Origin of the sequence: Brevundimonas faecalis, from assembly GCF_040549405.1 — a bacterium.
In the GTDB taxonomy this organism is placed as follows: domain Bacteria; phylum Pseudomonadota; class Alphaproteobacteria; order Caulobacterales; family Caulobacteraceae; genus Brevundimonas; species Brevundimonas faecalis.
This window is the reverse complement of sequence record NZ_JBEPTF010000003.1, coordinates 432,996-458,468: the sequence shown is the minus strand read 5'-3', so window position 1 is coordinate 458,468 and position 25,473 is coordinate 432,996. Positions and strand designations below refer to the sequence as shown.

Here is a 25,473-nt window from a genome sequence, read left to right as displayed (position 1 = left end):
GAAACATGAACGAAGATGAACGACGCGCTCAATTCCCGTTCAGCTTCGCCCTTCTATCACTGGATGCAACAGACAGGGACCGGAGCCGTTCTGCTTCCAACCTCGTCACAGGAACACGAACCATGATCGGCCAACTGACCAAAAAGGCTAGCATAGCCGCCGTCGCCGCCCTCTCTGTCGCGGGCTCGCTGATGGTCCCGGGCGCCGTCAGCGCCCAGACCTACGGCAACGGCTATCCTTCGGCCTATTCCAACAACGGTTACGCCCAGGGCCGCTATTACGACCCCTGCGCCGGGGCCCAGCGTGAACGCGCCACGACCGGCGGTGTTCTGGGCGCCGCCATCGGCGCCGTGGCCGGCTCCCAGATGGCCGCGCGCGGTCGTCGCACCGAAGGCAGCGTCCTGGGCGGGGTGCTCGGCGCCGCCATCGGCGCGGGCGTGGGCAACAGCTCGGCCAACTGCGACAGCCGTTACCGCAACACGAACAACGGCTACGACCAGTATTACGGCGGCTCCTATGTCCCGCCGGCCTACGGCTACGACAATCGCGGCTATGACAGCCGCGGCTACGACTACGACCGGCGCGACGGTTACGACTATTATCGCGACTATCCCCAGTCCATCGATCCGGGTTTCAGCCCGCAGTCCCAGGACTATCGCTATCGCGACCAGGACGACTGCCGTCTGGCTGAAAGCCGCATCCGTCTTCCCGACGGTCGCAGCGAGACGCGCTACGTGCGCACCTGCCCCGACCAGTCCGGCCGCTATCGCGTCGTCGATTAAGTTTCAGCCCCCCTGTCGATCGACGACGTGACGAGGGCCGCCGGATTACCGGCGGCCCTCAAATCTTTCGGGTTCAGGCCTTGCGCGCCCACATCAGGAATTCGAGGTTCCCGTCGCCCCCGGCGATCGGGCTTTCCGTCACGGCCTGAACCGACCATCCTGTCTCCTCCAGCCAGACGCGGACGCGTTGCACCGCCGCGGCATGGGCTTCCGGGTCCTTGACCACGCCCTTCTTGCCTACGGCCTTGGCGCTTTCCGCCTCGAACTGCGGCTTGATCAGGGTGATCAGGTCGGCCCCTGCCGCCGCCAGGGTCAGGGCGGCAGGCAAGACCTTCGACAGGCTGATGAAACTGGCGTCGCAGACGACCAGTTGCGGGACCTCGAAGATGACGACGGACGTCAGCTCGCGCGCATCCGTCCTTTCCAGGTTCACGACCCGCGCATCGGCCGCCACCTTGGCGTGCAACTGACCCTGCCCGACGTCCACGGCGAAGACCCGCGCGGCGCCGCGCGCCACGCAGACCTCGGTGAAGCCCCCGGTCGAGGCGCCCACGTCCAGCACCACTCGCCCTTCAACCGGCACGGGCCACAGACCCAGGGCGTGGTCCAGCTTCAGCGCACCGCGCCCGACCCAGGGATGGGCCGCCTCGGCCTCGATCACGGCGTCCTCGGCGACCTGTTCGGACGGCTTGGCGACGACACGCCCGTCCGCCCTCACCCGCCCGGCTTCGATGGCGGCGCGGGCTCGCGCGCGGGTCTCGAAAGTCCCGCGCGCGACCAGCAGTTGGTCGATCCTGGTCTTCACCCGATCTCGCTGAGGCGCGCCAGGGCGGCCTGCAGCTTGGCCTTGCCGGCCTCGGCCTCCGCCAGCTTGGCGCGCTGTTCCTCGACCACTTCCGGCGCGGCGCGCGCGACGAAGTTGGGGTTGCCCAGCTTCTTGTTCACGTGGCCGATGTCGCTTTCGAAGACGGCGATCTCCTTCTCCAGGCGCACACGTTCGGCGGCCAGGTCGATGATCCCGGCCAGCGACAGGGCCACGGTCGCCCCGCCGGAAACAAAGGTCACGGCGCCGGCCGGCGCGGCCTCGGCCACGGCGACCTCGGACACGCGGCCCAGCGTCAGGATCAGATCGCGATGGCGCGCGATGCGCTCGGCCGTCACGGCGTCCGGCGCGACGAAGGCCAGCGGCGGCTTGGCCGAGGGCGGCACGTTCATCTCGGCTCGCAGGGCCCGGATTTCCCCGACCAGATCGACCAGCCAGCCGATCTCGGTCTCGGCCGAGGCGTCGATGAAGGCGTCCGGCAGCACGGGCCAGGTTTCCCCCATCAGCAGGCCGTCGCGAGCCGGGCCTTCCTTGCCCAGTTCGGCCCACAGCTCCTCGGTGATGTAGGGCATGACCGGGTGCAGCAGCTTCAGCGTCTGGTCGATGGTCCAGGCGGTCATGGCGCGCGTCTCGGCCTTGGCGGCCTCGTCCGCGCCGTTGAACACCGGCTTGGCCAGTTCCAGGTACCAGTCGCAGAAGACATTCCAGACGAAGCGGTACAGGGCGCCTGCCGCATCGTCGAAGCGGCCGCCCTCGATGGCGTCGGACACCTGACGCTCGGCCTTGGTCAGTTCGCCGCGAATCCAGCGGTTGATGGTCTGCTCGACCGTCGCCGGATCAAAGCCCTCGACGCGCTTGGCCTCGTTCATCTGGCTGAAGCGCGCGGCGTTCCACAGCTTGGTTCCGAAATTGCGATAACCTTCAATGCGCTGCTTCGACAGCTTGATGTCGCGCGTGCCCGACAGGATGGCCATGGTGAAGCGCAGCGGATCGGCGCCCAGTTCGTCGATGATGCCCAGGGGGTCGATGACGTTGCCCTTGGACTTCGACATCTTCTGGCCCTTCTCGTCGCGGACCAGACCATTGATGATGACACGCTTGAACGGGACCTCGCCCATGAAATGCTGGCCCATCATCATCATCCGGGCGACCCAGAAGAAGATGATGTCCGCCGCCGTCACCAGATCGCTGGTCGGATAGAAGCGCTGCAGGTCCTCGGTCTTCTCGGGCCAGCCCATGGTCGAGAAGGGCCACAGGGCCGAGCTGAACCAGGTGTCCAGCACGTCCTCGTCCTGGGTCAGCACGACCTCGGAATCATAGTCGGCCAACGCCTGCTCGCGGGCGTCCTCTTCTGTTTCGGCGACATAGATCTCGCCGTTGGGGCCGTACCAGGCCGGGATGCGGTGGCCCCACCACAGCTGACGCGAAATGCACCAGGGTTCGATGTTGCGCAGCCACTCGAAGTAGATCTTCTCATAGGACTTCGGCTCGAAGACCGTCGCGCCCTCCTCGACCGCCTTCAGGGCGGGTTGGGCCATGACCTTGGCGTCGACGTACCACTGGTCCGTCAGCCACGGTTCGATGACGACGCCCGAGCGGTCGCCGTGCGGGACGACGTGCCGGGTCTTTTCGATCTCGCGCAGCCAGCCCTCTTCCTCGGCGCGGGCGACGATGGCCTTCCGCGCGGCGAAGCGGTCCATGCCCTCGTATTCGGCAGGCACGTCAGGGGTGTCGGCGGCGGTGATGCGGCCGAAGGCGTCCATGACGTTCAGAGCTTCAAGTCCTGCACGTTTTCCAACGCCGAAGTCGTTGAAATCATGGGCGGGCGTGATCTTCACCGCGCCCGAGCCCTTGGTCGGATCTGCATAGTCGTCAGCCACGATCGGCACGCGACGGCCGGTGATCGGCAGGATCACGAACTTGCCGACCAGGCCCTTGTAGCGCTCGTCCTCCGGGTGAACGGCCACGCCCGTGTCGCCCAGCATGGTCTCCGGCCGGGTGGTGGCGACGACGATGAAGTCGCGCGTCTCGAACTCGGTGGCCTTGCCGTCTTCGTCGAAGGTCGTCGGGTGCTGATAGGTCACGCCGTCGGCCAACGGATAGGCGAAGTGCCAATAGGCGCCCTCGACCTCCTTCTGCTCGACCTCCAGGTCCGAAATGGCGGTCTGGAAGTGCGGATCCCAGTTCACCAGCCGCTTGTCGCGATAGATCAGGCCGTCCTTGTGCAACTGCACGAAGACCTTGCGGACGGCGGCGTTCAGCCCTTCGTCCAGCGTGAAGCGTTCGCGCGACCAGTCGCAGGACGAGCCCAGGCGGCGCAGCTGGCGCACGATGGTCCCGCCGGACTCGGCCTTCCACTCCCACACCTTCTCGATGAAGGCGTCGCGGCCCATGTCGCGGCGGCCGACATTGCCCTCTGCCGCCATCTTGCGCTCGACCACCATCTGGGTGGCGATGCCGGCGTGGTCCGTGCCGGGCAGCCACAGGACCGCCTTGCCCTTCATCCGATGATAGCGGGCCAGGATGTCCTGCAGCGTATTGTTCAGCGCATGGCCGATGTGCAGGCTGCCCGTCACGTTCGGCGGCGGGATGACGATCGAATAGGCGTCGGCCGCCCCGTCCGTGGGCTTGGCCGCGCGCGGCGCGAACAGGCCGCTGGCTTCCCACTGGGCATAGAGACGGGGCTCGGCGGCCTGGGGTTCGAACGTCTTCTCAAGCATGGTCATTCTCTTCGATCCCTATCGCTCGACGTGCGATCAGGGTGTCTGTCTTCTTCCCTAGCGCCCCGCGGGCGGCGCGTCGCGGCTGGGAAAGCGATTTCTTGAAATGCGAAAGGGCGGCCCCGCCGGAGCCGCCCTGTTTGGCTGAGTGTCAGGTCAAGCCAAGGGTTAGCCGGCGCTGCGGGCGATCCGTTCTACTTCCTTGCGTACCTGAGCCTCGACGATGCCCGGCAGGTTGGCGTCCAGCCATGCCTTCAGCATGGGACGCAGCATCTCCTGAACCATGGCCTCGACCGTATTGCCGCTCACGAAGGGAGCGATCGACGGCGCGGCGGCGGGCGCCTCCGGCTTCTGGAAGGTGGCGGCCAGGCCGGCGAAGGCCGAGGCCGCGCTGGCGGCGGCGCTTTCGCCGACCAGGGAATCATAGGCTGTCGGAGCGGGCGCAGGCTCGGGTTCGGCCTGGAACACCGGTTCCGGCTCGACAGCGGCGGGGAAAGGCGCGGCCTCGGCCACGTCCAGATCGCCGATGGATTCAGCCGCCGGCGCCTCATAGGGCTCGGTCAGTTCCAGAACTTCTTCCTCGACCGGGGCGGCCTCGACGACAGGCGCGGGTTCAGGCTCCGGCTCGGCCTCGACCACGGGTTCAGGCGCAGCCGCCGCCGTTTCCGCCGGAGCGTCGTCTTCGGAGATGATCCGGCGTATCGACGCCAGAATCTCTTCCATCGTCGGTTCCTGGGCGGTCTGGTCGGTCATGGCAGAACCTTGGCGAGCGAAGCGAAACGGGGTTCAGGCGACTGACTCGCCCGCCCCTCTTGTCTGTCGTCGCACCAACGCCCGTCGGAATCAACGAGCGTTTTGCGCCGTTACCCGTGGTTCGGCCTCAATTGCCGGGCGCGGTGCGAACCACTTCGCCCTTCAACTGACGGTCCACAGGCGCGTCCTCGGCGTCGGCGGCGGGCTTGATGCCGGGCGAGGCCACGCGGTCCAGGGCCTCGACCACGCCGTCCCACGGCAGGGCGCCGCGATTGCGCACGGCGTCGTAGTTGGCCTTGGCGTCATAGGCTTCGATGTTCGGATCCAGGTTGGGTCCGCCCAGGCGGCCCATGGCGGCCAGCAGTTGGGCCTGGGCCACGTATTCGTTGCGGCGCGCGCTGACCAGCGTCACCTGGGCGTTGCGCAGCTCCAGTTCCTGGTTCAGCACGTCCAGGGTGGTGCGCAGGCCGACCTGAGCCTCCTGGCGCACGCCCTCGGCGGCGACCGAGGCGGCGCGCACGGCTTCCTGACCGGCCTGAAGGGTCGACTTGGCCGCCACCGTCTGGGCATAGGCCGAGCTGACGGTCTGCAGGACGCCGCGACGCTCGCCTTCAACGCCAATCTGGGCGGCGTTGGCGCGTTCCAGGGCCTGGGCCACGCGCGAGCGGTTCAGGCCGCCGGTGAACAGCGGCACCGACAGGGTCGCCCCGGCGGTGAAGGTGGTGCGGTCCGTCAGGTCGAAGCCCGACAGATCATTCGCCGCCCCGCCGTAGGAGGCCGTCAGACGCGCCGACGGCAGGTATTCAGAGCGGGCGGCCGCCACATTGGCCTCGGCGGCTTCAAGCGAATGCACCGCCGCCAGGACGGCGGGGTTTTCCGCCAGCGCCACGTCCAGCGCCGCATCGAAATCGGTCGGCAGGCCCGGCAGGGGCGGCAGGGCCTGCAGATTCGTCGGGGCCTGGCCGACCACGGCGGCGTAGGCCGCGCGCGAAACCGACAGCTGGGCCTGGGCGTTGGCCAGATCGGCTTCCGACTGGGCCAGGCGGGCCTCGGACTGGGCCACGTCGGTCCGGGTGATCTCGCCCACTTCGAATCGGGCGTTCGATTCGTCCAACTGACGGCGCAGGACGGTCATGTTCTCCTGGCGGATCCGCAGGACTTCCAGGTCGCGCGCCACATCGGCGTAGGCCTGGATGACCGAGGCCATGACCTGCTGCTCGACCCCGCGCAGGTTCTCGCGGCCCGCGCGGACATTGGCTTCAGCCGCGTCGATGCCGCGCGCCGTGCGCCCGGCGGTCCAGATGTTCTGGGACAGGCTGACGCCCGCCGTCGCGCCGTCGCTTTCAACCGTCCCGCCCGAGACCGAGCCCGGCAGACTTCCAACCGCATCGGGGACGTTGTCGCCGTTGGTGTCGATCCCGAACGACTGGCCCGGATTGCGCACGCGATCCGTATGGACGCGGTTGTAGTCGACGCCGGCCGAGGCGTTGATGGTCGGACGCAGGCCCGAGCGGGCCTGGACGATGGTCTCGTCCAGCGCGCGTTGGTTGGCGCGCTGGGCCAGCAGGGTCGGGTTGGTGCGATAGGCTAGGCCGATGGCTTCTTGCAGGGATTCGGCCCATGCGGGCGCGCCGCTCGCCCCTACCGCGAGGGCGATCAGACCGACCGAAGCGAGCGCGCGCGAGCGTTTCAACATGAACCTGTTCCTGCCTGACGCCCCCGACGGCGCGCCCCATATTCTCTGTGCAGCGTAGTTGGGGCCTCAGCCCGCCTTGCGCCAGTTAAGTTTTTTTCACGCAGCGGGCGCCCGCATCCGTCGCGACTCAGAGCGTGAAAGCCGGCTCCGGGATCAGCTCGGTCAGGACGGCGGGCGAGGCGTCGAACAGCTCGCGACGCGACACGCCTTCACGGCCACGAACATAGAGGACCGCCTTGCCGATCGGGCCGGAGCGCTCGACCACGGCCAGGCGTCCGCCCGGACGCAGGGCCGCCAGCCAGGCCTCGGGACGCGCCGGCACGGCCGCCTCGCTGACGATCAGGTCATAGGATTCGCCCTGTGGCTGGTTCAGCGGCGCGACCACGGTCGCCACGCCTTCCTCGGCCAGGGCCTCGCCCGTCAGTTCGAAGACGGCGCCGTCCGAATCCTGGGCCGTCACCGTCAGACCCATGCGCGCCAGCACGGCCGCAGCATAGGGGCCGGCCAGAACCAGGGCCTTTTCGCCGGCGCGGGCGTCCAGCGCCTGCATCAGCTTGCCCAGATCGCGCGGCAGCATCAGGCGACGCTCGCCCGCCACTTCCGGTTGAACATCGGCATAGGCCGAGAAAGCGCGGTCCGGCGCGCAGAATCGTTCGCGCTCGACGGCGCCGAAGGCGGCCTGCAGGTCACGGTCCGTGACGTCGTTCACCCGGATTTGGGAATCCAGCATGACCTTGCGCGCGGCGGCGAAATCCATGTTCCGAGGTCCTTCAGGTCGGCTTAAGCAAAGAAATCTGCGGCGCTTATAGGTCCGTGCGTTGCAGCCGACAATCCGATCTGATAGCTGACGCCCCTCGCGATGGTTCGGGCCCCTGATTTGGCCCAATGGCCTGATGGCGGAGTGGTGACGCAGAGGACTGCAAATCCTTGCACCCGGGTTCGATTCCCGGTCAGGCCTCCATCGCGAGCTAACCCTTCAAAACTCCCCTATCCGTTCACCGCGCCCTAGGGCGCGGCCGCCGTGGTGACGTGATGCAGGGCCACCGCGCTGGTCGCCGCCACGTTCAGGGAATCAAATCCTCCGGACATGCGAATCCCGACGGGACGGCAGCGGGCGATCACCTGTGCCGACAGCCCCGGCCCCTCCGAACCCAGGAGAATCGCCGTGCGCGGCGCGGGCCGCAGCTCGGACAGGGCCTGCGTCGCCGAGGGCGTCAGGGCCAGGACCTCGAATCCCCTCGCCTGCAGAGCCTCGACCATGGCCCCGCCCGACGCGCCGAAAGCCATGGGGGTGCGCAGAACCGCGCCGACCGACACCCGGATCGCCTTGCGATAGAAGGGATCGCAGCAGGTCGGGTCCATCAGAACGCCCGCCGTCCCGAAGGCGGCCGCGTTGCGGAACAGGCCGCCCATGTTGTCGTGATTGCCGATTCCGCACGCTCCGACGATCACAGCCCGTTCCGGCAAGCCGTCCAGAAACGCCTCCACGCCCACAGGCGCCGGCTTTCGCCCCAGGGCCAGTATCCCGCGATGCAGATGGAACCCCGCCACGGCGTCCAGCGCAGCCTGAGGCGCGACATGCACGGCCGTTCCTTCCGGCAGGGCCTCCAGAACCTCGCGCAGCCCTTCCAGGCGTTTCTCCGCGATCAGAACCGAGACCGGCGCGCATAGGGACGCCTTCGACGCCAGGACGCGCAGCACCACCTCCCCCTCGGCGACGAACAGCCCCTGCCGCCCCGTCAGGTCTCGCTCCTTCACGTCGCGAAAGGCGCTGACGCAGGGATCATCGGGATCGGAGACGGAGATCAGATTCATGCCCGACCTTCTAACCCGCTTCCCGATGAAAAATTTCGGCGTTTTCTGCAATTTGCCCGTTGCATGAATCAAAAGGGCGCTGCTATACGCCGGCCTCCCCCGAGGGGATGTTCCGCGGTAGCTCAGTGGTAGAGCAGCCGACTGTTAATCGGCTGGTCGTAGGTTCGAATCCTACCCGCGGAGCCACTCGGGGGCCTAAGCGCTCAAAAATAGTTGGCTATTTTTTAGAGCGACCTACCTCTCTCCCTCCTCTTCCCCGACATCCTGAAACTGCGTGACGTTCCACCGCCGTTCGGCATGCAGAAGGCGGAGAGGCCTTGGTGCGCTAGCGATCTTCTCGGCCGCAGCGCATGGTGAATGTTCAGACGTCGGCCGAGGCTCAAGGCATGACTGCTCACGGCCCCACGGACGCCTTGCAGCGAGTAAACACTGTAGACGCAGCCCCTCAGGACATTCCCAAAGACGAAAATTAAGGGACGTGAGGGTCGATGACGACCGGCCATCGCTCACTCAGCCCCGCGCCGCCCGTATCTGAGAAATAGAACTGTCCGTCTGACGCAAAGACAAATAAGCACCGCTCTTCCATACGGCCGTTCAGGCGCACACAGACCTGGTCGTTTCTGATTTCAAATCTTCCAGCCGAAGAAGCTCGGTCCTCCAGGCGAATATAGGCGCCGCCTTCCAGAAAGACCTCGCCGCGGTTCGAAGTTCTGACGCCCGAGCGGTGTTCGTCGAGACGAACCACAACCCCCTTCAACAGGGCGGCGATTTCCGAGGTTGAGAGCCTATCAGCCTCGCCCGCCAAGGATGAGCCGCCAAGCGCGATGGAGAGGATGAGGGTCGCGCCGGCAAGGCGACTCGGGCCGTCTCCCGCGATAAATGAAGCCAGCCGCATCCACGCCCCCGCTCCGCTCAGACATTCACGTTACGATATGCCGCGTCGATCAAAGCGCAACCGTAACTACGACGCATGGCCTCAGCTTACCGTCACAGCGTTCCGTCATCAGCTGATCTTTAAGAAAGTTACATTAGAACCTCGTGAAAACGAGGGTGATGATGCGCGGATTCAAGAACTTATCGGTCGCCGGGAAATTGCTTCTGGCCGGCGGCGCCGTGACTGGCGTCCTTTTGCTCTGCGCCGCCGTGGCGGTGTCTCAGAATACGCGGTCGGTCGCGCGCGGTCTGTCGCATGACTACGCCGAGGCCCTGAGCGAAAGCGCGGTCTCCAGCGTCAACGGCCGGATCGGCGCAGCCGACACCGCCGCGCGCTCCATCGCCGAGATGATCGGCACGGCGCACGAATCCGGCGTCCGTGACCGTCGCACCATCATGAACATGCTGAAGCCGGCCGCCACCGCCACGCCCCTGGTCACGGGCAGTTGGTTCATGGCCTCGCCGGGCGCCTTCGACGGCATGGACGCCGCCATGGCGGGCCGCACCGACCTGGGCTCCAACTCCAACGGCTATTTCACGCCCTACTGGGTCAACGACGGCAGCAAGATCTCCATGCAGCCGCTGAACTCGGTCAACGACTACGAACAGCCCTACTACGTCCAGCCCTTCACGACCGGAAAGCCGGTCCTGAACGAACCCTATCCCTATGAGGTCAGCGGCAAGACGGTGCTGATGACCTCGATCGCCTATCCGGTGAAGTCCGGCGGCAAGGTGATCGGCGTGGCCGGCGTCGATCTGGCCCTGGACGGCCTGTCGGGCATGTTGGGCGAGATGAAGCCGTTCGACACCGGCCGCGTCATGCTGCTGTCGGGCGCCGGCAACTGGGTTTCACACCCTGACGCCGCCCTGCGCACCAAGCCCTACGCCGAAGCCCGTCCCGACGAGGTGCGCGGCGTCATCTCCAGCGGCAAGGCCGCGCGGCTGGACGGCCTGCGCGACCTGCGCAAGGAGCGGATCGAGCGTCTGGTCAGCCCCGTGCCCTTCGGCGACCTGAACACGACCTGGGCTCTTGTCACCGACATTCCCTCGGCCGCGATCAACGGCCCCGCCGACCGCCTGGCCATCGCCATGATGATCGGCGGCCTGGTCATCCTGGGCCTGGTCCTGGGCGCCCTCTTCTTCGTGACGGAGCGCGTCGTCCGCCTGCCGCTGGCCCAACTGACCGCCTCCGTCGGCGCGCTGAACGCAGGCCGCTACGACGAGCCCGTCAAGGGCACGGCCAGCGCCGACGAGGTGGGCGGCATCGCCCGCGCCCTAGAAGGCTTCCGCCACGACCTGGCCGAGACCGGTCGCCTGCGCACCGAACAGGAACGCGACCGCGCCGCCGCCGAGGTCGAGCGCCAACGCAACGACGCCGTCCGTCAGGCCGCCGAGGAAGAGCAGAAGTTCGTCGTCGCCTCGGTCGGCGAAGGCCTGTCGCGCCTGTCGGACGGCGACCTGACCTATCGCCTGGAGGCCGCCTTCCCGCAGGACTATCGCAAGCTGCAGGACGACTTCAACACCGCCATGGGCCGCCTGGAAGACACCATGTCGGCCATCATCGGCAGCGCCGGCGGCATCCGCTCGACCACCTCCGAGATCAGCCAGGCCGCCGACGACCTGTCGCGTCGCACCGAGCAGCAGGCCGCCTCCCTGGAGGAGACCGCCGCCGCCCTGGAAGAAGTCACCACCACCATCCGCCACGCCTCGGACGGCGCCGAGCGGGCGCGCGGCATCGTCGACGCGGCGCGCGGCAACGCCACCCGCAGCGGCGAGGTCGTCAACGAGGCGGTCGCGGCGATGCACGACATCGAGGCCTCCGCCCATCAGATCGCCCAGATCACCGGCGTCATCGACGAAATCGCCTTCCAGACCAACCTCCTGGCCCTGAACGCCGGAGTCGAGGCGGCCCGCGCAGGCGACGCCGGACGCGGCTTCGCCGTCGTGGCCTCCGAAGTCCGCGCCCTGGCCCAACGCTCGGCCGAGGCCGCCAAGGAGATCAAGACCCTGATCGGCGCTAGCACCCAGAGGGTCAACCAGGGCGTCAAGCTGGTGGACGGCACGGGCGAGGCCCTGACCCGCATCATCACCGAAGTGGCCGAGATTAGCAGCCTGGTGTCCGACATCGCCGCCTCGGCCCGCGAACAGGCGACCGGTCTGGCCGAGATCAATACGGCCGTGAACCAGATGGACCAGATGACCCAGCAGAACGCCGCCATGGTCGAACAGTCCACCGCCGCCAGCCACTCCCTGGCCCAGGAAGCGGGCAGCCTGGCCGACATGATGGGCCGCTTCCGCATCCGCCAGGGCGCGTCGGCGCCTCAGGCGAAAACCGCGCCGAGCCGTGTCGAGACCGCCCGTCCCGTGGCCGTGCTGAAGACCGTCGGCGGCCGCAATCTCGCGGCGGCGGAAGCCGATTGGGAAGAGTTCTGATCCCCTCCCCGCGTCGTCGCCTCCGTCCCTGACGGCGGGCGGCGACGAAGGCGGCGCGCTCCCAGGCGTTTCGGCCCGTTCGGATTGTCTGTTTTCTTTTGCTCTCGACGCCGGACATCGGCAGAGACGATCAGGCCGGCGGAGGCGAAATCGCCTCGAACGCCGGCCTTTTCTGCTTTTAGAAGCTGGCCTTCAGCCCCGCCGTGACGCGTGCGTCAGCCTGCGGGTTGTCCAGGTCGTGATAGCGGACGTCCACGGCCAGATGGTCCGTCAGGGCATAGGTCGCGCCCAGGTTCCAGGCGGCGTAGTCGCTGCTCACATCCAGCCACTGATGGCCGACCGCGCCCGAAATGCTCCAGCGCTCGGCCGGAACAAAGGCGATGTTGGCCTCCACATAGCTCGCCTTGTCGTCGACGCCGAAATAGTCGAACGAATGATAGACGGCCGCCCCCACGGTCACCGGCCCCACGGCCCGTGACGCCAGGGCCTTGAACTCCACATAGTTGTAGTCCGAACCGCTGGGCGCATTGACGTAGAAATAGCCGCCGGCTCCGAACTCCAGATTGTAGCCCGCGACCTCCGTGCGATAGCCGCCATAGAGATCGACCTCGGCGTCCGTATCGTCTCCGAAGTCGACGTTGGACGCCCAACTGCCGGCGTAGAAGCCGCCCAGGCTCACATCCACCCCGCCCTGCAGGGCCGCGTCCCCGCCCGTCTGGCTCGCGCCGCGGAAGACATAGTCGCTGACCACGCCCAGGTTGAACGCGACCTCAGGCTTGGCCTGGGCCTGAACCTCGCCCGCGCCGAAAACAGCCAACGCCGAAGCGCAGGCAAGCACCAATCTCATAAGTCATCCCCGAATGTCTGATGGTTCCCCTTCCTGTGCTCACAAAAACATTGAGGAAAACCGACCGACGCCGTTCATCGACCGACGGCTCGTTGCGCAGCGGACGGCGCCTTGCGAACCATGACCCGGAATTAACTTGAGCCGACCGCTCCGTCGCCCATCGTCAGGCCTTCTGGAATTCTCGAGAGGCGGGTCATGCGAGCAGTGTTAGCGACGATTGCGATGTTGATCGTCGGCCCCGCCATGGCCCAAGACGCCGTTTCGCCCACCCAATTCGACAATCATGTCGCCCATGATTCGGCCTTCGGCGACATCGCCTGGCACATCGACAACGTGAACCCCGGGGCGAAAGGCCCCCTCGTCGTCTGGCTGCCCGGCTCCGGGGCCTATCCGCATTTCCAGAACTTCAGCGACGGCGGCCGGGGCGTCAGCTTTCCACGCGAACTGCTAGCGTTCCGCGACCGCGCCCACTTCCTGCTGATCGACAAGCCCGGCCTTCCCTTCGTCGCCGACATGGTCTTCGACGAAGCGACCGGACGCCCGATCCAGTTGGACAGCCCCGCCTATCGGGCCGGACTGTCGCGCGACAACCTGGTCGCCCGCACCGCCCTGGCCATCTCGGCCGCGCGCGAAACCCTGGGCGACCGGATCGACCGCGTCGTCGTGATCGGCGGATCGGAAGGTGCGCAATACGTCTTCGCCGTGGCGGGCCTCGCCCATGCGGACAAGGCCGTGGGCTGGGGCGGCCTGGCCCTGCCGCAGTACTATGACTTCATCATCGACCAACGCCTTCGCGCCGAAAGAGGCGAAATCTCCCGCGCGGAAGCTCAGGCCTCCGTCGAGAACATCTTCACCGACATCAAGGCGATCCAGGCCGATCCGCTCAGCCTGGACAGACGCTTCATCGGCGAGGCCAACCGGCGATGGTCGGGCTTCGGCCCCCATGCGGCGGTCGACGACATGCTGGCCCTGGACATCCCCCTGCTGCTCGTCCAGGGCGGCGACGACCCCAAGGCGCCCATCATCAACACCGACTTCGCCATGGTCGCCTTCCTGTCCCAGGGCCGCACCAATCTCGACTACTGGGTCTATCCGGACGCCGACCATGGCTTCCGCGCGCCGGACCCGAACAATCCGGGCAAGAAGATCTCCATCGCCGGGGAAATCTGGAACCGTGTCTGGGCCAGGGTCATGGCCGAGCCCGCGTCCTAGAACCGCTTCGCCAAGCCCAGCCCCAGCTCTATGTCCGGGCTGTCGTCGTTCAGGCCGAAGTTGACGCCGAAATCGATCTGGGCGTCCTCGACGCCCGGCGGGGTCCAGACGGCGGTCAGATCGAAGGTCGCCTGGGTCGACGGAGATTGAGGGTCCTCGTCCCGGCTGACCCAAAGCTCGCCGCCCAGGGCCCAGGCGCCGAAGCTGCGACCGACGCCCGCGGCCAGGGCATAGGCCGCATGAAGCCCCTCGCCGTCCGCGTCGGCGACCATGTCGACGCCGGGCGAAAGACTGAGGCTCCAGTCCGCGCTCAGAGGCGCCGAGATCGGCACGACCACCCCGCCCTCGATCACGTCCGCCGTGACCTCGGGCGAACCGACCGGCAGTGAGACATAGCCGCTCACCGCGACCGCCAGCCCCGATCCATCCGGATTGCGCAGGGAGTGGGCGAATCCCAGCCTCAAGTCCCCCACGCCGTCCGACGTATGCGACAGCGCCCCGCCGCGCTCCGTCGTCCGTTCCCGGCTATAGGCCGCGATCCCGAGTTGCAGCTCCGTCGCCGGGCCGACGCCCCTGCGGATCAGCATATCGCCGGCCGTCCAGGTCGTGCTTCGCCCGGCGCTGTCCGTCTGCCGCGCGAAATCGACCAGCCCCAGTTCCACCTGCCACTGGCCGGCGTCCAGAATGCAGGCGGGAGCGCCCTTCCCCGGCCGCGCGGCGCAGAAGTCGCGCTCCTGCGCCTGCGCCATGAAACCGGGCGCGGCTCCCAACGCAGCGACCAGGCCGCTCAAGGCAAGGGCTCTCAACCTGAAACCATCCGTCATCGGACCACCCCTCTCTTCCCGCCCAGACATGGCGCCCTGGACGCAACCGGTCCAGCGGACAGAAAAAAGCCCGACGCAGGCGCGCCGGGCTTGAAGTGGTTTGGTGATGGTGGTGTCCTCGATGAAAGAAGACGTCTGCCTTGTTCAACTGGTTTGGTTAACCAAGCGTAAATCGTGCCAAATCGGCACATCACATATCCGGGAACCAGCTGGTCAGACGCGCCGACGGCGACAGGACCTGCGCTACACGCCACCCGCTTCCCGCACGCTCGATTCGATCGCCGGCCGATCCTGGCCCAGGATAGTCGAAGCCGATGTCGCCCACCGTGATGTGCGTCGCCCGATCCGCCGTCGACGGCAGAGCCGCGACCCAGCGACCGTCCGCGCTGACCCCGACCGTCACCGGCGTGCTTCCATCGGCCGACACGGAAATCTGCGCGCCGGGCCGCCCGCGACCGGACGCCACCAGGCCGGCCCCGTCGCCGTCCACCACGTCCAGGACCGGCGCCGGCGACAGGCGCCGACTGGCCTGCCCCTCCACCAGCAAGGCCGCCAGCGGCGCTTCCGCCTGTTCCACAAGCAGCAGCCGCTCCGGCCCCGGCGCAGGATACTGACCGATCTGCACCTCCGGCGTCAGGACGACGGGGGCCGTCAGGCGGCCTATGTTCAGTTCGAATCGCCCGGTCGCATCGGCGCCGGCGGCGAAGACCGCATCCTGTCCGCCGCGCAGCACGACCCGCGCGCCCGGAGAGGCCGCGCCCCGCACCACAAGACCGCCCGTCCCCTGACGTTCCACCGCCGTGATGCGCGGCGCGGCTGTCCAGCCGTCGTCTTGACGGCGCGCCTGGCCGCCTCCGACGCCCGGTTCCGGCGCGCCGCACGCGGCCAGCAACATGAGGATCGCTCCCAGGGGAACCACAATCCGACGTTTCATCCTGACCCGCGTCGCTATATGCCTGTCGTTCTCAGATAGCGCGGCCTGCGCCGCCCTGTCTCCCTACCTGTATCGAGGCTCCATGTCCCTTCCGTCCGCCAATATCGCCCCCTTTGAAGGGCGCTCGGTCTGCCTGTTCTGCGGTTCCTCCGACGGCGCCGATCCGCGCTATGTCCAGGCCGCGACCGAGTTCGGCAAGGCGACGGCCGAGGCGGGCTGGCGTCTGGTCTACGGCGGCGGCGGCGTCGGCCTGATGGGCGCCTCGGCGCGGGCAGCCCATGCCGAGGGCGGCCGCGTCGTCGGCATCATGCCGGCCTTCCTGCGCAGTCGCGAACGCCTGTTCGACGATGTGGAGACGATCGTCGTCACCTCCATGCACGAGCGCAAGCAGCTCATGTATGATCAATCCGACGTCTTCGTCGTCGCCCCCGGCGGCATCGGCACGCTTGAGGAAGCCATCGAGCTTCTGTCGTGGAAGCGTCTGGACCTCCACGCCAAGCCGGTCATCTTCCTGAATCTGAACGGCTTCTGGGAAAACTACTTCGCCCTGATCCGCCACAGCGTCCAGGAAGGCATGACCCCCGCCAGCTTCCTGGAGGCCTATGTCAGCGTGGACACGGTCGAGGAAGCGATCGAGGTCATGAAGAAAGCCGAGGCTACGCCCCACTTGAAACATGATCGTCGGTAAGTAAACACGGGTCACCCAGCGTCGATCCGTCACATGAAACCGCATTGACAGTTTCAAAAGAAAACGGACTATGGCGCGTCCGGGCGAAAGCCCTGCCCCTTCCGGAGTTCCTTCCATGCGTGCTCTTCTCGCCGCCGCCGTCCTGTTCGCGGCCGCTCCCGCCTTTGCTTCCGACGCCCCGGCCACCAGCCTGACCCTGGCCGACGCCGCCAAGGCCCCGGCTGGCCGCCTGATCATCGACGGCGCCGCCTGGCGTTGCGAAGGCGCCGCCTGCACCGCCACCGGCGGCGCGAACCAGCCCGCCTCGCGCGCCTGCCGCCGCGTGGTCGCCAAGCTGGGTCCGGTCACGACCTTTAGCTACAGGGGCGAAACCCTGGACGAACAGGCCCTGGCCGTCTGCAACGCCGCCTGATCGGCCTCAGCAGTCCCAGAAAAGAAGAAGGCCGCCTTCGCAGGAAGGCGGCCTTTCTCATGTTCGGCGACCGAAAGGTTGGATCAGCCCGCCTCGCCCTTCAGACGACGCACCATTGCCTCGCGCCCGATCAGGGGCGCCATGGCCGCCATGTCCGGTCCGTGCGCCTGCCCCGTCAGGATCAGCCGCAGCGGCATGAACAGGCCCTTGCCCTTGGCGCCGGTCTTCTCCTTCACCGCCGCCGTCCAGGCCGACCAGGCGTTCTCGTCGATGACCTCGGGCAGGACTTCAAGAGCCGCCGCCGCGAAGGCCGCGTCCTCGATCACCGGCGTCACCGGGCCGGTGACGATCCTGGCCATGTCCGCCACATCGCCGAACCGGTTCAGGTTGGCCCGCACCGTGTTCCAGAAGGTCTCGCCCAGGTCGACGCCCAGGGCTTCCAGGCGAGGCTTGGCCTCGGCGTAGTCGATAGCGTGCACCGCCTGGGCGTTCAGGCGATCCAGGTCGGCGGTGTCATAGCGGGCAGGCGAACGGCCCATCTTGGAGAAAGCGAAACCGGCGCCCAGCTCCTCCAGCGAGGCCGCGACCTCAAGGTTGTCGGACGTGCCGATCTTGCCCAGGTGGCTGGTGATGGCGATCGGCTCATAGCCGTCGGCGCGCATGTCGATGATGGCCAGCGAGCCCAGACGCTTGGACAGGGCCGCGCCGTCGGCGCCGACCAGCAGCGGCATGTGGGCGAAGCCCGGAACCTTGGTCCCCAGGCCTTCCTGGATCAGAGCCTCGAAGATCTCGATCTGGGCGCCCGTATTGGTGACATGGTCCTCGCCCCGGATGATGTGGGTGATCTCCATGTCGATGTCGTCGACCACGGACGGCAGGGTGTAGAGGAACAGGCCGTCCTCGCGGATCAGCACCGGGTCCGACATCGAGGCGGTGTCCACCTCGGCGTGGCCGCGCGACAGGTCCTCCCAGGCGACCCGTTTGCCTTCCAGCTTGAAGCGCCAGTGCGGACGGCGGCCCTCGGCTTCCAGCGCGGCCTTTTCCTCATCCGTCAGGTTCAGGGCGGCGCGGTCGTAGATGGGCGGCAGGCCGCGCGACAACTGCACCTTTCGGCGGCGATCCAGCTCTTCGGCCGTTTCATAGCAGGCGTAGAGCCGGCCGGCGGCCTTCAGCCGTTCTGCGGCTTCCTCATAGCGGTCGAACCGCTTGGACTGGTTGTAGCGCTCGTCCCAGGTCAGACCCAGCCACTTCAGGTCGATCTCGATATTGTCTTCCGACTCCTTGGTCGAACGGACCAGGTCGGTGTCGTCGATCCGCAGCACGAAGCTGCCGCCCTGCCCCTTGGCGAACAGCCAGTTCACCAGAGCCGTGCGGACATTGCCGACGTGCAGCTTACCCGTGGGAGACGGAGCGAAACGAACCTTGACGGACATGAGGATCCTGCGTGCCTGAAAGCAAAGGCGGCCGGGCGGCCCGCCGTGGCCGGGAAGGCGCTCAGCGGATCGTCCAGTCTCTGAAAACGTCGAAAAGGCGTCGCACCCGCGTGGGCGCGACGCCGTTCCAGCGCCTGTCTAGGTCGATCACGCGCCCGCCGAAGTCAAGAGACGCACGGCCTGAAACGCGGACCGGACACAGGGGCCGGACACAGGGGTCAGGGGCGCGCAGGCTTCTGATCTAGGATTTCGATAAGCGACCAGCGCACGGAAGAGGCGTCGGCCGGCGGGTTGGCGACAGGCGTTCCCCGCACGCGCAGGCGATACTCGACGCCCGGTTTGTGCTCGAAGCCCTCATAGCCGAAGTAGTGCAGGGTCCAGGGCTGATCCACGCTCTCGCGGACCTGCAGGCATTCCACGCGCGCCACGCCGGTGCTGCAGGGACGGGTCTCGGCCGCCACATAGACCGTCTTCTCGACGGCCTGACCGACGCCGACCGACCCGACAGCGGGCATCTGGGCGCAGGCGCCGACAGCCAGCAAGGCGAAGGCGGACAGAGAGGCTATGGCTCGGGTCATGGACGATCCTTGTTCGATTTGACGTCATGGCGACAGAAACATCGCCACAGCGCGTCATATTGCATCGCAACATGGCTCAAACTTGGAGGTTTCCCGAATTTTTCGTCATCTGACGAAAACGCCAGGCCGATCAGTCGTCGCGATGAACCCGCTCACGGCGCTCGTGACGCTCCTGGGCCTCGACCGACAGGGTCGCCGTCGGACGGGCTTCCAGCCGGCCCAGGCCGATCGGTTCGCCCGTGTCCTCGCAATAGCCGTAGGTGCCGTCCTCGATCCGACGCAAGGCGTCGTCGATCTTGGAGATCAGCTTGCGCTGCCGATCGCGAGTCCGAAGCTCCAGCGCCCGGTCGGATTCCGACGAGGCCCGATCCACCAGATCCGGGTGGTTTTCGGTTTCAGCTTTCAGATTGACGACCGTGCCCTTGGATTCGCGGAGGATGTCCTCCTTCCAGGTCAGCAGCTTGGCCTTAAAATAGGCCAATTGCCGTTCATTCATGAACGGCTCGTCTTCCGTGGGACGATACATGACTGTGTCCCCATCAACTACAGACGCTAATGCGTTCATCGCACTCACGCTCAATATGTCTGCGCCCCCCTGCGGCGCATGGGCGGTATAGGGAAGTGAAAGAGTCGCGGCAACAAGCTTCGCGAGTCCGTGATACTGCGTAGCTAGGTTAACCCTGCGGCACTGTGGCAAATTGTCCGCAGTTCGGGGTGATAATCCGAATTTCACCCGCCTTTTTCAGACGCTTCGCCCTAGGCGCGTCCGCGCTCCGCCTTGGCCATCTCCACGGCGGCCCGCAGATCGATCTGGTCCAGCACGTCCTTCAGGCCCGGTTCGTCGTCGTCCGGACGCTCCTCGCGGATGGCCCGGGCCAGGCGCTCCAGAGCGACCGCGCCGTCCTGCCCGTTCAGCAGCGCCAGCTTCAACTCGTCCAGTCGATCCAGCAGCCCCCCGCCCCGACGGACGGCGCGGCGCCGACGCTCGGTCGGGTCCTCGACGCCCTGCAGCGCCATCAGGGCCGAGACCCCCGCCACGCTGGATGTCGAAGCCGCCGCCGTCGCCGAGGCCGGGCCCGAAGCCGCGCCGCCGGCGGGCAGGCTGAAGCCCCCGCCCGTCGCGCGTGTCGCGGGGCGCCCTTGCGTCGATGTGGGGCCTGTGGGGCCGGTGACCTTCATGATCCATGCTCCCGATCGTTCCGCACCATGCGTGCGGACGGTCACCGCTTGGTTAACGCCCCGGCACAATTTGCCGCCAAGCCAAGACAACTCAGTCATCATTTACTGATTTTGCACGACTTTTCCTCCGGCACGAAGTTCGCATGGTTAATCGCGAACGCCTCACGGGACGTCTTTCGTTATGCAGAAGTTGCTCACCGCCCTCCTCGCCTCCGCCACGGCGGCCCTGATTCTGACCGCCTCGCCGCACGCGGCCCTGGCCCAGTCGCGGATCAAGGACATCGTCTCGATCGAGGGAGTCCGCTCCAACCAACTCGTCGGCTACGGCCTGGTGGTCGGGCTGAACGGCACCGGCGACAGCGTCCGCAACTCTCCCTTCACCCGCCAGTCGCTGGAAGGGATGATGGAGCGTCAGGGCGTCAACATCCGCGGCGCCAACCTGAACACCAAGAACGTCGCGGCCGTCATGGTCACGGCTGAGCTGCCGCCCTTCGCCACGCCGGGCTCGCGCGTCGACGTCGCCGTCTCGGCCATGGGCGACGCCAAGAGCCTGCTGGGCGGCACCCTGCTGGTCACGGCCCTGCAGGGCGCGGACGGAGAAGTCTACGCCGTCTCCCAGGGTTCGGTTCAGACCGGCTCGGTCTCCGCTTCCGGCGGCTCCGGCTCCTCGGTCACGCGCGGTGTGCCGACCGCCGGCCGCATCGCCTCGGGCGGGGTGGTCGAGCGCGAGACCGGCTTCGACCTGGCCTCCATGCCGGTCGTCCGCCTGACCCTGCGCAATCCCGACTTCACCACGGCCCAGCGCGTCGCCGCCGCCATCAACCAGACCTATCCCGACAGCGCCATGGCCGAGAACGGCACCGTGGTCGCCGTCCGTGCGCCCGGCGCCTACGGCATGGCCGGCTTCCTCAGCCGGGTCGAGAACCTGCCGGTCCAGGTCGACGCCCCGGCCAAGGTCATCATCGACGAGGTGAACGGCGTCATCGTCATGGGCGAGGCCGTCCGCGTCTCCACCGTCGCCATCGCCCAGGGCAACCTGACCGTCTCGGTCCAGGAAAACCCCATGGTCAGCCAGCCCGAGCCCTTCAGCCGGGGCGGCCAGACGGTCGTCGTGCCTCAGTCACAGGTCACCGTGGAGGAAGAGACCGGCCGCCGCATGCACATCGTCAACGGCGGCGCCTCCCTCTCGACCCTGGTCAACGGCCTCAACGCCCTGGGCGTCAGCCCGCGCGACATGATCAGCATCCTCCAGGCCATCAAGGCCGCGGGCGCCCTGCAAGCCGACATCGAGGTGATGTGATGAACCTCTCCGCCCCCATCTCGGCCGCATCCCCCGACCTGGCCCGCCCCGCCGACACCACCCTGCGTCGCGGCCAGTCGCCCGAGGAGATGCGCGCCACCGCCGAGGCCTTCGAGGCCAGCTTCCTCTCCCAGATGTTCAAGCCCATGTTCGAGGGCCTCAGCACCGACGGCCCCTTCGGCGGCGGCGAGGGCGAGGCCACCTGGCGCAGCTTCCTGATCGACGCCATGGCCCAGCAGACGGTCAAGGCCGGCGGCGTCGGCCTGGCCGACACCGTCATGTCCGAAATGCTGAAGATGCAGGAGCAGAAGCCCGCATGACCCCCGACGTTCAAACCTCCGTCCTGCGCGTCCGCCGTCTGATCAATCTGACCGAAGGCCTGACGGAGCGCCTGCGCGTCGAATGCGAGGCCTTCCGCGCCCATCGCCCCCAGGACGTCGCCGGCGGCATGGCCGAAACCCAGGAGATGGCCAACCTCTATCGCCGTGAGTCGGCCCAGGCCAAGGCCGCCCCGGCCTTCCTCTCCGTCGTCGACGCCGCCGATCGCGACGCCCTGATCGCCGCCACCCAGGCCTTTGAGGCCGTCCTGGCTGAACACGCCTCCGTCGTCGACGCCGCGCGCCAGGTCTCGGAAGGCCTGGTCCGCACCATAGCGGCCGAGATCGCCGGCGCTCGGGCCCTGGGCGCGGGCTACGGCGCTTCGGGTCGCGCGACCGAGGGCGACGGCCGCGCCGTCACCTTCAACCGGACGGCCTGATTCGCCTTTTCTAAACCGGCGGCGGGCATCTTGCCGGACATGAGTATGAAACCCCGCCTGCTTGGGATGGCCTTCGCCGCCGCCGACGCCCTGTTCGAGATCGACGGGAAGGGAAAGGTCGCCCTGGCTCTGGGGTCCGGCCCGGTGACGGGACAGGCGGCCGACGCCTGGATCGGCCGCGCCTACGACGCCCTCTTCATCGCCGCCTCCTGCCCCGCCGTGGCCGAGGCCGTTCGCGGCCTGGCGCCCGGCGGCCGCAGCGATCCCCTGGACGTCCTGGTCGATTGCGGCGACGGCCTGGCTCGCCCCGCCGTCTTTCGCGCCTTCATGCTTCCCGACCTCGCGCCCGCCGTCTCCTGCTCCCTGGTCTACGGCGGTTCCCCTGTGCGTCATGGCACGCCTGCGCCGACGGAGCTCGCCGACGCCGAGGCCTTCATGACCCATGCGCGCGACAGCCTTTCGGCCGCTCCCGGCCACGCCCTGCACCGTCTGGCCCTGGCCTTCATCGAGGTTCAGGGACTGACGGGTCCGGACGAGGCTCAGAACGCCCGCGCCGCCGCCCGGATCGGCACGCGCCTGCAACAGGCGTCCCATGACGGCCTCAGCGCGGGTCGCCTGACCGCCAACCGCTACGCCGTGGTCAGAAACGCCGACGACGTCGCCGACCTGGAAACCCAGGTGCAGGAGGCCGGCCGCGCCGAGGGCCTGACCCTGACCGCCCGAACCGACCAGACGCCGCTGGGCTCGGATCCCCTGTGCGCCCTGCGCGCCATGCGCTTCGCCATCGAGGGCTGTCTCCGCGACGACGCGAGCCGGCCGGAACTCAGCTTCGCCGACTCCCTGGCCCGCACGCTGAAGGACGCCGACCGCTTCCGCGGCATCGTGCGCGACCGCGAATTCGCTCTTTTCTACCAGCCCATCGTCGATCTGAAGACGCGGGCGGTTCACCACTTCGAAGCCCTGGCCCGCTTCGGCCAGGGCGGAGGCCCCGCCCCGGCGATCCGCATGGCCGAGGAACTGGCCCTGATCGAGGACTTCGATCTGGTCGTGGCTGAAAAAGTGGTCAGCCGCCTGCGCCAACCGGGTTCAGGCCTGCTGAAGATCGCGCTCAACGTCTCCGGCGCCTCTCTCGCCCATGACGCCTATGTCGCGGCCCTTCTGCGCATGACGGCCCCTCAGCCCGAGCTTCGCCGACGCCTGATGGTCGAGGTCACCGAAACCGCCGCCCTGGCCGACATCGCCGCCGCCAACCGCCGTCTCGGCGCCCTGCGCGACGCCGGGATCAAGGTCTGCATCGACGACTTCGGCGCCGGTTCGGCCGCCTTCGACTATCTGCGCGGCCTGTCCGTCGACACGGTCAAGATCGACGGCTCCCTGGTCCAGGGAGCCGCCGACGACGCCCGGACGCGCACCCTGATCGGCCATCTGGTCGAACTGTGCGGCTCGCTGAACCTGACCACGGTCGCCGAGATGATCGAGACCGAGGACGTCGCCCAACAGCTTCAGTCCCTGGGCGTCGATCAGGGCCAGGGCTGGCTCTTCGGTCGCGCCGAAGCCGAGCCCGTGGTCATCCTGCCGACCGCCGCGCCCCGCGCCCGCCGCCAGGGCGTCGTCGAGGCCTGGGGCTAATCACGCAGCCGCTCCAGCCGGATCTCCCGCTCCACGCCCACATTCTCCATGAAATCCCGATCATGGGTGACGATCACCAGGGCGCCGTCATAGGTCGTCAGGGCCTCCTCGATCGCCTCGACCGAGTCCACGTCCAGATGGTTGGTCGGTTCGTCCAGGATCAGCAGTTGCGGCGGCTTGGTCCCCGTCATGACGCAGGCCAGGGCGGCCCTCAGCCGCTCGCCGCCCGACAGCTCCGCCGCCGTTCGATGCGCCGCCTTGTTGCGGAACAGGAAGCGCGCCAGGGCCGCATGGGCCTCGTTCGGCGTGCCTCCGGGGTTCAGCCGCAACCAGGCCTCGACCAGGCTCTCTTCCGGTCTCAGAAGGCTCGCCGTCTGATCGAGCAGAGCCGCCGCCGCCGGCCGCTCGATCCTGCCCGCGCTCGGCTGCAGTTCGCCGGTCATCAGCTTCAACAGGGTCGTCTTGCCCGCCCCGTTCGGCCCTGTGATCGCCACCCGCTCCGGTCCGACCAGCCGTAGCGAAACGGGGCCGACGATCCGTCGCCCAGCCGCCTCCCGCCATTCGACCTCGTCCAGGGCCAGAACCGTCCGCCCGGCCGCCAGTCCGGTCGAGGGCATGGGGACGGACAGCCGGCGCGTCCGCTCCACCTTGTCGCGCGCCGCCTCCAGCCTCGCCTCGACCTCGCCGCGCCGCCGGTCCGCCAGGCGGCTTTCGCGGGCAGAGCTCTCCTCTGCCTGCTGGGCGCGCGCGTCGAGCAGGATCTTGGGATCGGAGCTTCCGGCCCGATGCAGACGCCCGGCTCGATCGCGCCGGGCCTTGCGCTCCAGGGCCGTCTGCGCCTCGCGCGCCGCCCGGCCGACCTCACGTTCCGCCGTCTCCAGGTCGCGCTCGGCCGCCGCCCGCTCGGCGTCACGGCGCTCGACATACAGATCCCAGCCCCCGCCGTGCACCCGCGCGCCCAGGCCGGACAGTTCCACGATCCGGTCCATTCGCCGCAGCAGGCTCCGATCATGGCTGACGACCAGCACCCCGCCCGGCCAGCGCGCGACCGCCTCGGCCACCCGCTCCCGCGCCTCCTGATCCAGGTGGTTGGTCGGCTCGTCCAGCACCAGCAGGTCCGGCCGCGCCAGCATCAGGCCCGCCAGCCGCAGGCGGGTCTGCTCTCCACCGCTCAACGTCTGCATCAACCGCTCCAACGACAGGCCGCCCAGGCCGACCTGATCCAGCGCCTCCTCCAGCCGCGCCTCCAGCGTCCAGTCCGCCTCCGCCATGTCCTCGACGGAGGCCTCCCCGGCCAGGACCCGCGCCAGCACGGCCACGCCCTCGGCCGCGCCCAGGGTGTCGGCGACCGTTTCACCCGGCGCGGGCTCCTGCGCCTGGGTCAACAGGCCGACGCTTCCGGCGCGCGCGACATCCCCCTCCGCCGGCTCGGACAGGCCGGCGACAAGGTTCAACAGGGTGGTCTTCCCTGTCCCGTTACGACCGACGACGGCCGTGCGCTCGCGCCCGAAGGCGAGGCTCAGGTTTTCGAAAAGAGTGCGGCCGTCAGGCGTGCGGGCCGCGACGCTGTTGAGCGTCACGAACGCGGATACGGACCGGCTTGGGCTTGGGCTGGGTGAGGACATAGGCGAGCACGAAGAGCGGAGCGGAAAGGGCGAAACCGATTTCCAGAGCGCTGATCATGATCGTCGTGCCTCCTCACTGATGCGTTGGCTGATAGGAAGG

At 67.8% G+C, this 25,473-nt stretch carries 25 protein-coding genes and 2 tRNA genes; 11 read left to right on the top strand and 16 right to left on the bottom strand.

What is annotated here, in order from left to right:
• Positions 1–122: 122 nt before the first annotated feature.
• On the top strand, positions 123–782 hold the full coding sequence (locus ABIE19_RS13210) for a glycine zipper 2TM domain-containing protein (protein ID WP_354089661.1): 660 nt from the start codon (positions 123–125) through the stop codon (positions 780–782).
• A gap of 73 nt (positions 783–855) precedes the next feature.
• On the opposite strand, the gene ABIE19_RS13205 is transcribed toward ABIE19_RS13210, so the two are convergent.
• From ABIE19_RS13205 to ABIE19_RS13185, 5 genes are all read right to left on the bottom strand, one after another.
• Positions 856–1,587, bottom strand: coding sequence for a TlyA family RNA methyltransferase (locus ABIE19_RS13205; RefSeq protein ID WP_354089660.1), 732 nt, complete (start codon positions 1,585–1,587; stop codon positions 856–858).
• Complete coding sequence (locus ABIE19_RS13200; protein ID WP_354089659.1) at positions 1,584–4,325, bottom strand: valine--tRNA ligase; 2,742 nt, start codon at positions 4,323–4,325, stop codon at positions 1,584–1,586. Before ABIE19_RS13200 ends, ABIE19_RS13205 begins: the two co-directional genes overlap by 4 nt.
• Positions 4,326–4,493: 168 nt before the next feature.
• Positions 4,494–5,078: a DUF2497 domain-containing protein gene (locus tag ABIE19_RS13195; protein WP_354089658.1), complete on the bottom strand. Its 585-nt coding sequence runs from the start codon at positions 5,076–5,078 to the stop codon at positions 4,494–4,496.
• A gap of 127 nt (positions 5,079–5,205) precedes the next feature.
• Positions 5,206–6,774: a TolC family outer membrane protein gene (locus ABIE19_RS13190; protein ID WP_354089657.1), complete on the bottom strand. Its 1,569-nt coding sequence runs from the start codon at positions 6,772–6,774 to the stop codon at positions 5,206–5,208.
• 127 nt (positions 6,775–6,901) lie between these two features.
• The gene (locus tag ABIE19_RS13185) at positions 6,902–7,531 is read right to left on the bottom strand and encodes a protein-L-isoaspartate O-methyltransferase family protein (RefSeq protein ID WP_354089656.1); all 630 of its coding nucleotides are present in this window, start codon (positions 7,529–7,531) and stop codon (positions 6,902–6,904) included.
• Between the two features lie 130 nt (positions 7,532–7,661).
• Here ABIE19_RS13185 and ABIE19_RS13180 point away from each other — a divergent pair.
• Positions 7,662–7,735, top strand: a tRNA-Cys gene (locus tag ABIE19_RS13180).
• A 44-nt stretch (positions 7,736–7,779) separates the two neighbouring features.
• Here ABIE19_RS13180 and ABIE19_RS13175 read toward each other — a convergent pair.
• On the bottom strand, positions 7,780–8,589 hold the full coding sequence (locus ABIE19_RS13175) for a TrmH family RNA methyltransferase (protein ID WP_354089655.1): 810 nt from the start codon (positions 8,587–8,589) through the stop codon (positions 7,780–7,782).
• A 111-nt stretch (positions 8,590–8,700) separates the two neighbouring features.
• Here ABIE19_RS13175 and ABIE19_RS13170 point away from each other — a divergent pair.
• Positions 8,701–8,775, top strand: a tRNA-Asn gene (locus ABIE19_RS13170).
• A 283-nt stretch (positions 8,776–9,058) separates the two neighbouring features.
• On the opposite strand, the gene ABIE19_RS13165 is transcribed toward ABIE19_RS13170, so the two are convergent.
• Positions 9,059–9,484 (bottom strand): hypothetical protein, encoded by a 426-nt coding sequence (locus ABIE19_RS13165; protein WP_354089653.1) that lies wholly within the window; start codon positions 9,482–9,484, stop codon positions 9,059–9,061.
• 158 nt (positions 9,485–9,642) lie between these two features.
• Between ABIE19_RS13165 and ABIE19_RS13160 the strand changes: the two genes are divergently transcribed.
• Positions 9,643–11,955, top strand: a complete 2,313-nt coding sequence (locus ABIE19_RS13160; protein WP_354089651.1) for a methyl-accepting chemotaxis protein — start codon at positions 9,643–9,645, stop codon at positions 11,953–11,955.
• A 178-nt stretch (positions 11,956–12,133) separates the two neighbouring features.
• On the opposite strand, the gene ABIE19_RS13155 is transcribed toward ABIE19_RS13160, so the two are convergent.
• Positions 12,134–12,802 (bottom strand): TorF family putative porin, encoded by a 669-nt coding sequence (locus tag ABIE19_RS13155; protein WP_354089650.1) that lies wholly within the window; start codon positions 12,800–12,802, stop codon positions 12,134–12,136.
• 195 nt (positions 12,803–12,997) lie between these two features.
• Here ABIE19_RS13155 and ABIE19_RS13150 point away from each other — a divergent pair, with 195 nt between their 5' ends.
• Positions 12,998–14,014, top strand: a complete 1,017-nt coding sequence (locus ABIE19_RS13150) for an alpha/beta hydrolase family protein (RefSeq protein ID WP_354089649.1) — start codon at positions 12,998–13,000, stop codon at positions 14,012–14,014.
• Here ABIE19_RS13150 and ABIE19_RS13145 read toward each other — a convergent pair.
• Positions 14,011–14,805 (bottom strand): transporter, encoded by a 795-nt coding sequence (locus ABIE19_RS13145; protein ID WP_354089648.1) that lies wholly within the window; start codon positions 14,803–14,805, stop codon positions 14,011–14,013. The genes ABIE19_RS13150 and ABIE19_RS13145 overlap by 4 nt on opposite strands.
• 223 nt (positions 14,806–15,028) lie before the next feature.
• A complete protein-coding gene (locus tag ABIE19_RS13140) occupies positions 15,029–15,733 on the bottom strand; it encodes a hypothetical protein (RefSeq protein WP_354089647.1) in 705 nt (234 codons plus the stop codon).
• Between the two features lie 121 nt (positions 15,734–15,854).
• Here ABIE19_RS13140 and ABIE19_RS13135 point away from each other — a divergent pair, with 121 nt between their 5' ends.
• Positions 15,855–16,460 carry an LOG family protein gene (locus tag ABIE19_RS13135; protein WP_354089646.1) on the top strand — a complete coding sequence of 202 codons (606 nt, stop codon included), beginning with the start codon at positions 15,855–15,857 and terminating at the stop codon, positions 16,458–16,460.
• A gap of 115 nt (positions 16,461–16,575) precedes the next feature.
• A complete protein-coding gene (locus ABIE19_RS13130) occupies positions 16,576–16,872 on the top strand; it encodes a DUF8200 family protein (RefSeq protein ID WP_354089645.1) in 297 nt (98 codons plus the stop codon).
• An 83-nt stretch (positions 16,873–16,955) separates the two neighbouring features.
• Here ABIE19_RS13130 and gltX read toward each other — a convergent pair whose 3' ends face one another.
• The 4 genes from gltX to ABIE19_RS13110 form a co-directional block, all read right to left on the bottom strand.
• Entirely contained in the window at positions 16,956–18,305 is a 1,350-nt protein-coding gene (gene gltX, locus ABIE19_RS13125) for a glutamate--tRNA ligase (protein WP_354089644.1), read from the bottom strand.
• Positions 18,306–18,523: 218 nt separating this feature from the next.
• Positions 18,524–18,883, bottom strand: a complete 360-nt coding sequence (locus ABIE19_RS13120; protein ID WP_354089643.1) for a DUF4377 domain-containing protein — start codon at positions 18,881–18,883, stop codon at positions 18,524–18,526.
• Between the two features lie 130 nt (positions 18,884–19,013).
• Positions 19,014–19,409: an RNA polymerase-binding protein DksA gene (gene dksA, locus ABIE19_RS13115; protein ID WP_354089642.1), complete on the bottom strand. Its 396-nt coding sequence runs from the start codon at positions 19,407–19,409 to the stop codon at positions 19,014–19,016.
• Positions 19,410–19,639: 230 nt separating this feature from the next.
• Positions 19,640–20,062 (bottom strand): flagellar assembly protein FliX, encoded by a 423-nt coding sequence (locus ABIE19_RS13110; protein WP_354089640.1) that lies wholly within the window; start codon positions 20,060–20,062, stop codon positions 19,640–19,642.
• A 181-nt stretch (positions 20,063–20,243) separates the two neighbouring features.
• On the opposite strand from ABIE19_RS13110, the gene ABIE19_RS13105 reads away from it, so the two are divergent.
• From ABIE19_RS13105 to ABIE19_RS13090, 4 genes are read left to right on the top strand one after another with little or no spacing between them, the layout of a single operon-like run.
• A complete protein-coding gene (locus tag ABIE19_RS13105; RefSeq protein ID WP_354089639.1) occupies positions 20,244–21,362 on the top strand; it encodes a flagellar basal body P-ring protein FlgI in 1,119 nt (372 codons plus the stop codon).
• Positions 21,362–21,682 carry a rod-binding protein gene (locus ABIE19_RS13100; RefSeq protein WP_354089638.1) on the top strand — a complete coding sequence of 107 codons (321 nt, stop codon included), beginning with the start codon at positions 21,362–21,364 and terminating at the stop codon, positions 21,680–21,682. Before ABIE19_RS13105 ends, ABIE19_RS13100 begins: the two co-directional genes overlap by 1 nt.
• The gene (locus ABIE19_RS13095) at positions 21,679–22,119 is read left to right on the top strand and encodes a flagellar basal-body protein FlbY (protein WP_354089637.1); all 441 of its coding nucleotides are present in this window, start codon (positions 21,679–21,681) and stop codon (positions 22,117–22,119) included. The genes ABIE19_RS13100 and ABIE19_RS13095 overlap by 4 nt, the downstream gene beginning before the upstream one ends.
• A 45-nt stretch (positions 22,120–22,164) precedes the next feature.
• On the top strand, positions 22,165–23,748 hold the full coding sequence (locus ABIE19_RS13090; RefSeq protein ID WP_354089636.1) for an EAL domain-containing protein: 1,584 nt from the start codon (positions 22,165–22,167) through the stop codon (positions 23,746–23,748).
• Here the strand turns inward: ABIE19_RS13090 and ABIE19_RS13085 are convergent.
• Together ABIE19_RS13085 and ABIE19_RS13080 are read right to left on the bottom strand one after the other, a co-directional pair.
• Positions 23,745–25,328 (bottom strand): ABC-F family ATP-binding cassette domain-containing protein, encoded by a 1,584-nt coding sequence (locus ABIE19_RS13085; protein ID WP_354089635.1) that lies wholly within the window; start codon positions 25,326–25,328, stop codon positions 23,745–23,747. The two genes, ABIE19_RS13090 and ABIE19_RS13085, sit on opposite strands and share 4 nt — an antisense overlap.
• Complete coding sequence (locus ABIE19_RS13080) at positions 25,294–25,431, bottom strand: hypothetical protein (RefSeq protein ID WP_354089634.1); 138 nt, start codon at positions 25,429–25,431, stop codon at positions 25,294–25,296. Before ABIE19_RS13080 ends, ABIE19_RS13085 begins: the two co-directional genes overlap by 35 nt.
• Between the last annotated feature and the right edge of the window lie 42 nt (positions 25,432–25,473).

Excerpts from the sequence above, each read along its gene's own strand:
- ABIE19_RS13210 (WP_354089661.1), top strand. The coding sequence starts at position 123 with ATGATCGGCCAACTGACCAAAAAGGCTAGCATAGCCGCCGTCGCCGCC.
- ABIE19_RS13200 (WP_354089659.1), bottom strand. The coding sequence starts at position 4,325 with ATGCTTGAGAAGACGTTCGAACCCCAGGCCGCCGAGCCCCGTCTCTAT.
- ABIE19_RS13195 (WP_354089658.1), bottom strand. The coding sequence starts at position 5,078 with ATGACCGACCAGACCGCCCAGGAACCGACGATGGAAGAGATTCTGGCG.
- ABIE19_RS13190 (WP_354089657.1), bottom strand. The coding sequence starts at position 6,774 with ATGTTGAAACGCTCGCGCGCGCTCGCTTCGGTCGGTCTGATCGCCCTC.
- ABIE19_RS13185 (WP_354089656.1), bottom strand. The coding sequence starts at position 7,531 with ATGGATTTCGCCGCCGCGCGCAAGGTCATGCTGGATTCCCAAATCCGG.
- ABIE19_RS13175 (WP_354089655.1), bottom strand. The coding sequence starts at position 8,589 with ATGAATCTGATCTCCGTCTCCGATCCCGATGATCCCTGCGTCAGCGCC.
- ABIE19_RS13165 (WP_354089653.1), bottom strand. The coding sequence starts at position 9,484 with ATGCGGCTGGCTTCATTTATCGCGGGAGACGGCCCGAGTCGCCTTGCC.
- ABIE19_RS13160 (WP_354089651.1), top strand. The coding sequence starts at position 9,643 with ATGATGCGCGGATTCAAGAACTTATCGGTCGCCGGGAAATTGCTTCTG.
- ABIE19_RS13155 (WP_354089650.1), bottom strand. The coding sequence starts at position 12,802 with ATGAGATTGGTGCTTGCCTGCGCTTCGGCGTTGGCTGTTTTCGGCGCG.
- ABIE19_RS13150 (WP_354089649.1), top strand. The coding sequence starts at position 12,998 with ATGCGAGCAGTGTTAGCGACGATTGCGATGTTGATCGTCGGCCCCGCC.
- ABIE19_RS13140 (WP_354089647.1), bottom strand. The coding sequence starts at position 15,733 with ATGTTGCTGGCCGCGTGCGGCGCGCCGGAACCGGGCGTCGGAGGCGGC.
- ABIE19_RS13135 (WP_354089646.1), top strand. The coding sequence starts at position 15,855 with ATGTCCCTTCCGTCCGCCAATATCGCCCCCTTTGAAGGGCGCTCGGTC.
- ABIE19_RS13130 (WP_354089645.1), top strand. The coding sequence starts at position 16,576 with ATGCGTGCTCTTCTCGCCGCCGCCGTCCTGTTCGCGGCCGCTCCCGCC.
- gltX (WP_354089644.1), bottom strand. The coding sequence starts at position 18,305 with ATGTCCGTCAAGGTTCGTTTCGCTCCGTCTCCCACGGGTAAGCTGCAC.
- ABIE19_RS13120 (WP_354089643.1), bottom strand. The coding sequence starts at position 18,883 with ATGACCCGAGCCATAGCCTCTCTGTCCGCCTTCGCCTTGCTGGCTGTC.
- dksA (WP_354089642.1), bottom strand. The coding sequence starts at position 19,409 with ATGTATCGTCCCACGGAAGACGAGCCGTTCATGAATGAACGGCAATTG.
- ABIE19_RS13110 (WP_354089640.1), bottom strand. The coding sequence starts at position 20,062 with ATGAAGGTCACCGGCCCCACAGGCCCCACATCGACGCAAGGGCGCCCC.
- ABIE19_RS13105 (WP_354089639.1), top strand. The coding sequence starts at position 20,244 with ATGCAGAAGTTGCTCACCGCCCTCCTCGCCTCCGCCACGGCGGCCCTG.
- ABIE19_RS13100 (WP_354089638.1), top strand. The coding sequence starts at position 21,362 with ATGAACCTCTCCGCCCCCATCTCGGCCGCATCCCCCGACCTGGCCCGC.
- ABIE19_RS13095 (WP_354089637.1), top strand. The coding sequence starts at position 21,679 with ATGACCCCCGACGTTCAAACCTCCGTCCTGCGCGTCCGCCGTCTGATC.
- ABIE19_RS13090 (WP_354089636.1), top strand. The coding sequence starts at position 22,165 with ATGAAACCCCGCCTGCTTGGGATGGCCTTCGCCGCCGCCGACGCCCTG.
- ABIE19_RS13080 (WP_354089634.1), bottom strand. The coding sequence starts at position 25,431 with ATGATCAGCGCTCTGGAAATCGGTTTCGCCCTTTCCGCTCCGCTCTTC.